The 7,080-nt window shown below is 69.3% G+C and carries 5 protein-coding genes and 1 tRNA gene; 5 read left to right on the forward strand and 1 reads right to left on the reverse strand.

The annotated features are described in order from the left end of the window. Positions 1–73: 73 nt before the first annotated feature. Positions 74–157, reverse strand: a tRNA-Leu gene (locus ACWC2T_RS05030). 589 nt (positions 158–746) lie between these two features. On the opposite strand from ACWC2T_RS05030, the gene ACWC2T_RS05035 reads away from it, so the two are divergent. The 5 genes from ACWC2T_RS05035 to ACWC2T_RS05055 all read left to right on the forward strand — a co-directional run bounded on the left by ACWC2T_RS05035 (position 747) and on the right by ACWC2T_RS05055 (position 6,772). Continuing rightward, the gene (locus ACWC2T_RS05035; protein ID WP_450669050.1) at positions 747–1,616 is read left to right on the forward strand and encodes an FhaA domain-containing protein; all 870 of its coding nucleotides are present in this window, start codon (positions 747–749) and stop codon (positions 1,614–1,616) included. Positions 1,617–1,626: 10 nt separating this feature from the next. Beyond that, the gene (locus ACWC2T_RS05040) at positions 1,627–2,157 is read left to right on the forward strand and encodes an FHA domain-containing protein FhaB/FipA (RefSeq protein WP_450669051.1); all 531 of its coding nucleotides are present in this window, start codon (positions 1,627–1,629) and stop codon (positions 2,155–2,157) included. 140 nt (positions 2,158–2,297) lie between these two features. After that, the gene (locus ACWC2T_RS05045; RefSeq protein WP_450669073.1) at positions 2,298–3,842 is read left to right on the forward strand and encodes a Stp1/IreP family PP2C-type Ser/Thr phosphatase; all 1,545 of its coding nucleotides are present in this window, start codon (positions 2,298–2,300) and stop codon (positions 3,840–3,842) included. 27 nt (positions 3,843–3,869) lie between these two features. Then, positions 3,870–5,312, forward strand: coding sequence for an FtsW/RodA/SpoVE family cell cycle protein (locus ACWC2T_RS05050; RefSeq protein ID WP_450669052.1), 1,443 nt, complete (start codon positions 3,870–3,872; stop codon positions 5,310–5,312). Further along, the gene (locus ACWC2T_RS05055) at positions 5,309–6,772 is read left to right on the forward strand and encodes a peptidoglycan D,D-transpeptidase FtsI family protein (RefSeq protein WP_450669053.1); all 1,464 of its coding nucleotides are present in this window, start codon (positions 5,309–5,311) and stop codon (positions 6,770–6,772) included. The genes ACWC2T_RS05050 and ACWC2T_RS05055 overlap by 4 nt, the downstream gene beginning before the upstream one ends. Positions 6,773–7,080 lie beyond the last annotated feature (308 nt).

The raw sequence follows: 7,080 nt of genomic DNA on the forward strand, positions 1-7,080 counted from the left end.
CGACAGTGACGTACAACGCGAAACGGGCCCCCGCCGTGACTTCCGTCACCGGCAGAGACCCGTCTCGTCTCTGTGCGCGAGGGGGGAGTTGAACCCCCACGCCCTTGCGGGCACTGGAACCTGAATCCAGCGCGTCTGCCTATTCCGCCACCCGCGCATTGGGTGTGTCCTCCGGTTCCGGCCCTTTCGGGCTGGCCCCTTCCGACACCCAGAACATTAGCACGCCGTACGGGGTGACTTCACATCCCTTCCCTCCGGCCCGAGACGGCCATCCCCCGCCCCCCACCAGCCCCGGGCCACCATCCGGCTCCACCACCGACCCCCACCAGCCCCGGCCACCACCAAGCCCCACCAGCCCCCACCACCGAAGCCCCACGGGCCTCAGCCGCCCCACGGCCCACATGCACACCCCACACCCCACCAGCCCCCACGTACTTAACCCCCACGTATCAATGAGACTCGGTTCACGTATCAACCTCGTACCGGTCCCCCGCATCTGCCCAGGAGGCGGACCGGGTCCACAGCCAGGTGCGGGACACTGGTCTGCGCCCCCCTCTACGATCCATGGCAGCAGGAGTGCGTATCAGGAGTTCGAAGGGGAGCCGCTGGGGGAACCGGCTGATTGCCGGACGCGTAGATACGATCAGTGAGCAGTACCAGCGGAACCAGCGGAACCAGCAGCAGTACAGGCAAGGCAGCGGCCACACAGCAGGGCAAGGCAACGGCAGGAACGGAGGAGGTGCCCCATGGGAGTCCTGAAGAAGTTCGAGCAGCGTCTCGAAGGTCTGGTGAACGGCACCTTCGCCAAGGTCTTCAAGTCCGAGGTCCAGCCCGTGGAGATCGCCGGCGCGCTCCAGCGTGAGTGCGACAACAACGCCACGATCTGGAACCGCGACCGGACCGTCGTACCCAACGACTTCATCGTGGAGCTGAGCGCGCCGGACTACGAGCGCCTCAGCCCCTATTCCGGGCAACTCGGCGACGAACTCGCCGGCATGGTGCGCGACTACGCCAAGCAGCAGCGCTACACCTTCATGGGCCCGATCAAGGTCAACCTGGAGAAGGCCGACGACCTCGACACCGGTCTGTACCGGGTGCGCTCGCGCACCCTCGCCTCCTCCAGCAGCCAGCAGGCGGCACCGCAGGCCCCCGGCGCCGCGGCGCCCGGCCGCCCCGCACAGGGCGCTGCGGGCGGCGGCTACGGCTATCCGCCCGCCACGCCCGCCGGCGCGCCGCCGATGCCGTCCGCGCCGCCGCCCGGCGCCCGGCCCGGCGGCTACGGCTACCCCCAGCCCGCCACCCAGCGGCCCTCGGCCGCCCCGACGAGCGGCGGGCGTACCCGCTACTGGATCGAGATCAACGGCACCCGCCACCAGATCTCCCGCCCGACGCTGGTGCTGGGCCGCAGCACCGACGCCGACGTGCGGATCGACGACCCCGGCGTCTCCCGCCGGCACTGCGAGATCCGGACCGGAACGCCCTCGACGATCCAGGATCTCGGCTCCACCAACGGCATCGTGGTGGACGGGCAGCACACCACCCGCGCTACGCTCCGCGACGGCTCGCGGATCGTCGTGGGCAGCACCACCATCATTTACCGGCAAGCCGAAGGGTGAAGCGGGGGCAATGTCAGAGCTGACCCTCACGGTCATGCGGCTGGGTTTCCTGGCCGTACTGTGGCTGTTCGTGATCGTGGCCGTGCAGGTCATCCGGAGCGACCTGTTCGGTACGCGTGTCACCCAGCGCGGATCGCGTAGGGAGGCCGGGCGTGCCCAGCAGCAGGGCGGCCGGCAGGCGGCCCGGCAGCAGTCCGCGCCCCCGCAGCAGCGGGGCCAGCAGGGCGGCGGCCGGCGTGGCCGCAACGCCCCCACCAAGCTGGTGGTGACCGAGGGCACACTGACCGGCACCACGGTCGCGCTCCAGGGCCAGACGATCACGCTGGGCCGGGCGCACGACTCCACGATCGTGCTGGACGACGACTACGCCTCCAGCCGCCATGCCAGGATCTACCCGGACCGCGACGGTCAGTGGATCGTCGAGGACCTGGGCTCCACCAACGGCACCTACCTGGACCGGTCCCGGCTGACGACCCCCACGCCGATCCCGCTGGGCGCGCCGATCCGCATCGGCAAGACCGTCATCGAGCTGCGGAAGTAGTGCTACGTCATGAGTGAGCGCGAGCGGAGCGAGCACGCAGCGGCAGGCCGCACCCCGGCCGCCGGCGCGCTCCCGACCGGAGGGTGGGCAGTGTGGCTCGACACGACCGGCTGTACCCGGAGCCGACGGGCGAGGTGCGCATGAGTCTGTCACTGCGCTTTGCCGCCGGATCGCACAAGGGCATGATCCGCGAGGGCAACGAGGACTCCGGTTACGCCGGTCCCCGCCTGCTCGCGATCGCCGACGGCATGGGCGGCCAGGCGGCCGGCGAGGTCGCCTCCTCCGAGGTCATCTCCACCCTGGTCACGCTCGACGACGACGTGCCCGGCTCCGACATCCTCACCTCGCTCGGCACGGCCGTACAGCGCGCCAACGACCAGCTGCGCGCCATGGTCGAGGAGGACCCCCGGCTCGAGGGCATGGGGACGACCCTCACCGCGCTGCTGTGGACCGGACAGCGGCTCGGGCTGGTCCACGTCGGCGACTCCCGCGCCTATCTGCTGCGCGACGGCGTCCTCACCCAGATCACCCAGGACCACACCTGGGTGCAGCGGCTGGTCGACGAGGGCCGGATCACCGAGGAAGAGGCCACCACCCACCCGCAGCGCTCCCTGCTGATGCGCGCCCTCGGCAGCGCCGAGCACGTCGAGCCGGATCTGTCGATCCGCGAGGTGCGGGCCGGCGACCGCTATCTGATCTGCTCCGACGGGCTGTCCGGGGTCGTCTCCCACCAGACGCTGGAGGAGACCCTCGCCAGCTACCAGGGCCCGCAGGAGACCGTGCAGGAGCTGATCCAGCTCGCGCTGCGCGGCGGCGGCCCCGACAACATCACCGTCATCGTCGCCGACGTCCTGGACCTGGACACCGGTGACACCCTTGCCGGGCAGCTGTCCGACCAGCCGGTCGTGGTCGGCGCGGTCGCCGAGAACCAGCACCATCTGCACGACAACGGCATCATGCAGACCCCGGCCGGCCGCGCCTCCCACCTGGGCCGCAGGCAGCCCGGGCACGGCGGCGGCGAGTTCGGCCCGCCCGGCTCCGGCGACACCACCGGCTACATCCCGGCGGGCAGCTTCGGCGACTACGCCGACGGCGACCTCACCAAGCCGCGCGGCGGACGCAGGTGGCTGAAGAGAACCCTCTACGGCGCCCTCGCCCTCGCCGTGATCGGCGGCGGCCTCTACGGCGGCTACCAGTGGACGCAGACGCAGTACTACGTCGGCGCCAAGGGCGAGCATGTGGCGCTGTACCGCGGCATCAGCCAGGACCTGGCCTGGGTGTCGCTGTCGAAGGTGGAGAAGGACCACCCCGAGATCGAACTCAAGTACCTGCCGCCGTATCAGCAGAAGCAGGTCAAGAACACGATCACGGCGGGCGGTCTGCAGCAGGCCCAGGCGAAGATCGAGGCACTGTCGGTGCAGGCCTCCGCGTGCCGGAAGAAGGCGGAACGCCAGGCCGCCGAGTCGCAGCGGAACACGAAGACGGGCCAGGGCGAGGCCGGCGGCACCACGGGAACCACCCGTACCGCTTTCACGTCCAAGGCATCACCGACCCCGCACCCATCCGCGACGGCGCCCGCTACGAAGACCCCTTCGAAGTCCCCGTCCGCGACCGCCACTCCGAACCCCGGCCCGAGCCTCTCCGAGGATGAGCAGAAGGTCGTCGATCAGTGCGGCAAGCAGTAGCCGAGCCGCGAGAGGCCCTGTCACACGATGAGCAGTACGACTAACTCGCCGACGCACCACACGTCCACGATCGGCGCGATCGGCGCGCCGAGCCGCCGCAACACCGAGCTGGCCCTGCTGGTCTTCGCCGTGGCCGTCCCGGTGTTCGCCTACGCCAACGTGGGCCTGGCCATCAACAACTCGGTGCCCGCCGGGCTGCTGGGCTACGGCCTCGGTCTCGGTCTGCTGGCCGGCGTCGCCCATCTCGCCGTACGCAAGTTCGCGCCGTACGCCGACCCGCTGCTGCTGCCGCTGGCGACGCTGCTCAACGGGCTCGGGCTGGTCGTGATCTGGCGGCTGGACCAGTCGAAACTGCTGCAGTCACTCAAGGGCTTCGCCCCCGCCGCGCCCCGCCAGCTGCTGTACAGCGCGCTGGGCATCGCGATGTTCGCCGCGGTGCTGATCTTCCTGAAGGACCACCGCGTCCTGCAGCGCTACACGTACATCTCGATGTTCGGCGCCCTGGTGCTGCTCGTGCTGCCGCTGGTGCCGGGCCTCGGAGCCAACATCTACGGCGCCAAGATCTGGATCAACATCCCCGGCCTCGGCTCGCTGCAGCCGGGTGAGTTCGCGAAGATCGTTCTCGCGATCTTCTTCGCCGGCTATCTGATGGTGAAGCGCGACGCCCTGGCCCTCGCCAGCCGCCGCTTCATGGGCCTGTACCTGCCCCGTGGCCGTGACCTCGGTCCGATCCTGGTCGTCTGGGCGATGTCGATCCTGATCCTGGTCTTCGAGACCGACCTCGGCACCTCGCTGCTGTTCTTCGGAATGTTCGTCATCATGCTGTACGTCGCCACCGAGCGGACCAGCTGGATCGTCTTCGGTCTGCTGATGTCCGCGGTGGGCGCGGTCGGCGTGGCGAGCTTCGAGCCGCACGTGAAGAGCCGCGTGGCCTCCTGGCTCGATCCGATGAAGGAGTTCACCCTCAGCCGCCAGGGCGTCGTCGGCCACTCCGAGCAGCTGCAGCAGGCGCTGTGGGCGTTCGGCTCCGGCGGCACCCTCGGCACCGGCCTCGGCCAAGGCCACTCCGACCTGATCCGGTTCGCCGCCAACTCCGACTTCATCCTCGCCACCTTCGGCGAGGAACTGGGCCTGGCGGGCATCATGGCGATCCTGCTGATCTACGGCCTGATCGTGGAGCGCGGCCTGCGCACCGCCCTCGCCGCCCGCGACCCCTTCGGCAAGCTGCTCGCCGTAGGCCTGTCCGGCGCCTTCGCGCTGCAGGTGTTCGTCGTGGCCGGCGGTGTGACGGGCCTCATTCCGCTGACCGGTATGACGATGCCGTTCGTCGCCTACGGCGGTTCCTCCGTGCTGGCCAACTGGGCACTGATCGGCATCCTCATCCGCATCAGCGACACCGCCCGCCGCCCGGCGCCCACCCCCGCCACGAACCCCGACGCCGAGATGACCCAGGTGGTCCGCCCGTCATGAACAAGCCCCTGCGCCGGATCGCGATCTTCTGCGGCCTGCTCGTCCTGGCCCTGTTGATCCGCGACAACTATCTCCAGTACGTCGAGGCCGGCAAGCTCGCCGGTGAAAAGGACAATCGCCGGGTCGCCATCGAGCGCTACGCGCATCCGCGCGGCGACATCATCGTCGACGGCAATCCGATAACCGGGTCGACCCAGGTCAAGAGCGGCGACTTCAAGTACAAGCGCACCTACAAGGACGGGGCCATGTGGGCCCCGGTCACCGGCTACTCCTCCCAGGTCTACGGCAGCAACTACCTGGAGGGCGTCGAGGACAGCATCCTCACCGGCAACGACGACCGGCTCTTCTTCCGCAACACCCTGGACATGATCACGGGCAAGCAGCGGCAGGGCGGCAACGTCGTCACCACCCTCAACGCGGCGGCCCAGAAGGCGGCGTTCGACGGGCTGAAGCAGCAGGGCGGCAAGGGCGCCGTGGTCGCTCTGGAGCCGTCCACCGGCAAGATCCTGGCGCTGGCCTCCTACCCGTCGTACGACCCCTCCAGCATCGCCGGTCAGTCGGACGGCCAGAGCTGGACCAGCCTGAACGCCGACAAGGCCGAGCCCATGCTGAACCGCGCCCTGCGCGAGACCTACCCCCCCGGCTCCACCTTCAAGGTGGTCACCGCGGCGGCGGCGCTGGAGAACGGGCTGTACAAGTCGGCCGACGAGAAGACGAACTCGCCGCTGCCGTGGATCATGCCGGGCACCACGACCCCGCTGAAGAACGAGGGCAACATCCCCTGCGAGAACGCCACGCTGCGCGCGGCCCTGCAGTACTCGTGCAACTCGGTCTTCGGCAAGATCGGCTCCGACCTCGGCAACGCCAAGATGCTGGCCGAGGCGAAGAAGTTCGGCTTCGACTCCGAGCAGTTGACCCCGGTCCGCTCCAACGCGTCGGTGTTCTCCGACAACATGAACCAGTCGCAGACCGCGCTGTCCTCCATCGGCCAGTACAACACCGCCGCGACCCCGCTGCAGATGGCCATGATCGCCTCGGCGGTCGCCAACGACGGCAAGCTGATGAAGCCGTACATGGTGGACGAGCTGGAGTCCTCCAACCTCGACCCGGTCGAGAAGACCCAGCCGCAGGAGATGAGCCGGCCGCTGTCGCCGGCCAACGCGCAGATCCTGCAGTCGATGATGCAGACGGTGGTCGAGCAGGGCACCGGTACGAACGCGAAGATCAACAACGTCACCGTGGGCGGCAAGACCGGTACCGCGCAGCATGGTGTGGCGAACAGTGCCAAGCCGTACGCGTGGTTCATCTCCTTCGCCAAGCTGCCCGACGGCAGCTCGCCGGTCGCCGTGGCCGTGGTGGTCGAGGACGGGAGCGCCAACCGCGACGACATCTCCGGTGGCGGCCTGGCCGCGCCGATCGCGAAGAACGTCATGGAGGCGGTCATCAACTCCAAGAAGTGATCTCGCCCCCGGGAAGTGACGCCGCTCACGTCTCCTTCACATCGCCGCACGTTGCGATACCGGTCCTGTATCGGGTTACGGGCTTGGCCAGGTCACACAAAGCGAGCCGGGTACGGTAGGCCCGGACGGCAGCCTCCGGCCGCACACGACTGTGCGGCCGGGACCGACGGAGAGGGCTGGTAGGTAGCTATGGAAGAGCCGCGTCGCCTCGGCGGCCGGTACGAGCTGGGCCAGGTGCTCGGCCGTGGTGGCATGGCGGAGGTCTACCTCGCGCATGACACCCGCCTGGGCCGCACCGTGGCAGTGAA

The organism is Streptomyces sp. NPDC001393, from assembly GCF_053597455.1.